The 2,171-nt window shown below is 60.8% G+C and carries 1 protein-coding gene; it reads left to right on the top strand.

The window, feature by feature from the left end; translation table 11 throughout:
• Positions 1-2,171, top strand: a 2,171-nt coding sequence (gene nrdD / locus AC0AP0_RS12485) for an anaerobic ribonucleoside-triphosphate reductase (protein ID WP_490430719.1), incomplete at both ends; no start/stop codon positions are given.

Raw genomic sequence — 2,171 nt, 5'->3', positions numbered from 1 at the left:
GATTTTGATCCCGTCAACATCATGAACGCCATCGAAGCCGCCTTCAAGGACGTCAAGCACGAGGTCAGCCCTGAGGATCGCCAGCAGATCCGGGGTATGGCCCTGACCGTCCAGTCCGAGATCACCGATCGCTACACCAACCCGGTCAAGATCGAAGACATCCAGACCCTGGTCGAGCACGCCTTGGTCAATGCCCATCTTTACGAGATTGCGCGTTCCTATACCTCCTATCGACTCGACCGTGACATTCAGCGTGCCAAGGCCACCGATGTCAACGAGGCCGTTCACCGCCTGACCAGCAAGGACGAAACCCTGGTGCGCGAGAATGCCAACAAGGATGCCAACGTCTACGCCACTCAGCGCGATCTGCTGGCCGGCGCTGTCTCCAAGGCCTCGGCCTTCGCCATGCTGCCCAAGGATGTCTCCAATGCCCATATGAAGGGCGACATCCACTTCCATGACGCGGACTACTCGCCCTTTACGGCAGAGACCAACTGCTCCCTGCCTGACTTCGGCGACATGCTGGCCCACGGTTTCGAGCTGGGCAATGCCATGATGGACTCGCCCAAGTCCATCGGCACGGCCGCCACGCAGATCACCCAGATCATCAAGGACATCGCCGGCTCCCAGTACGGCGGCCAGACCGTCAACCGCTGCGACGAGATGTTGGACAAGTACGCACGTCTGGACTACAAGAAAAACTATTCCATGGCTGAGGCCGTCCTGCCGGACGAGGAGCCCATCGACGTGGCCAAGGACGTCGTCCGAGGCCTCAAGGCCAGGGAGTCCGATTGGCTCCACCTGGACGATCGTGCCCCTATCGGCGAGGATGCTCCCTTCGATCTGGATGCTCCGCAGATTGTTCGGCTGCGTCAGGTCTATGCCAAGATCCTGACCCGTAAGAACATCTACGACGCCATGCAGACCATGGAGTACCAGATCAACTCCAACCGAGTCTCCAACGGGCAGACCCCCTTCGTCACTGTGGGCTTCGGGCTAGGCACCTCCTGGTTCGCCCGGGAGATCCAGCGGGCCATCTTCCTGATTCGTATCCGCGGACTGGGCAAGGACCGCCACACCGCCATCTTCCCCAAGCTGGTCTTCACCATCAAGCATGGTCTGAATGCAGACGAGGGCGATCCCAACTATGACATGAAGCAGCTGGCCCTGGAGTGCTCGACCAAGCGTATGTACCCAGACGTGGTCTTCTATGAGAACCTGGTCAAGATCACCGGTTCCTTCAAGGCCCCCATGGGCTGCCGCTCCTTCCTGCAGGCCTGGACCAATCCCGAGACGGGCGAGGACGAGGAGGACGGACGCATGAACCTGGGCGTCGTCACTGTCAACATCCCCCGCATCGCTCTGGAGTCCCGCGGCGATAAGGATCGCTTCTGGAAGATCTTCGACCAGCGCATGGAGGTGGCCCACCACGCCCTGCAGTTCCGCATCATGCGCTGCAAGCAGGCCACGCCCATCAACGCTCCCACCCTCTACCAGTACGGCGCCTTCGGCAGGCTGAAGCCGACCGACAGCGTGGATACGCTCTTCCGCAACAGCCGCGCCACCGTTTCGCTGGGCTACATCGGCCTCTATGAGGCCACCAGTGTCTTCTACGGCAAGGATTGGATGAAGGACCACAGCTGGGATCCGGAAGGCAAGGAGTTCGCCCTGAGCATCGTGCGCCGGATGAACCAGCTTTGCAAGCAGTGGGAGAAGGCCGAGGGATACCACTATTCGGTCTACTCCACTCCGGCCGAGTCGCTGACTGACCGCTTTGCCCGGATGGACAAGGAGAAGTTTGGCGTAGTCGACGGCGTGACGGACCACGACTTCTACACCAACAGCTTCCATTACCCGGTCTGGCTGCGGCCCACGCCCATGGAGAAGCTCAGCTACGAGCGGGACTTCCCCTACCTGGCCTCGGGTGGGTTCATCAACTACTGCGAGTTCCCCTCCATGCAGCAGAACCCCAAGGCCCTTGAGGCGGTCTGGGACTACGCCTACGACATCGGCATCGGTTACCTGGGCACCAACACACCCATCGACCACTGCTTCGTCTGCGGCTACGAGGGCGACTTCGAGCCTACCGAGGATGGCTTCAAGTGCCCCGAATGCGGCAACGACGACCCTGACAAGTGCAACGTGACCAAGCGCACCTGCGGTTACCTGGG

The organism is Bifidobacterium sp. POST2/T3 (B1) (genome assembly GCF_058197115.1).
The sequence above is the reverse complement of the archived record's forward strand: the minus strand, read 5'-3'. Positions and strand labels throughout refer to the sequence as shown.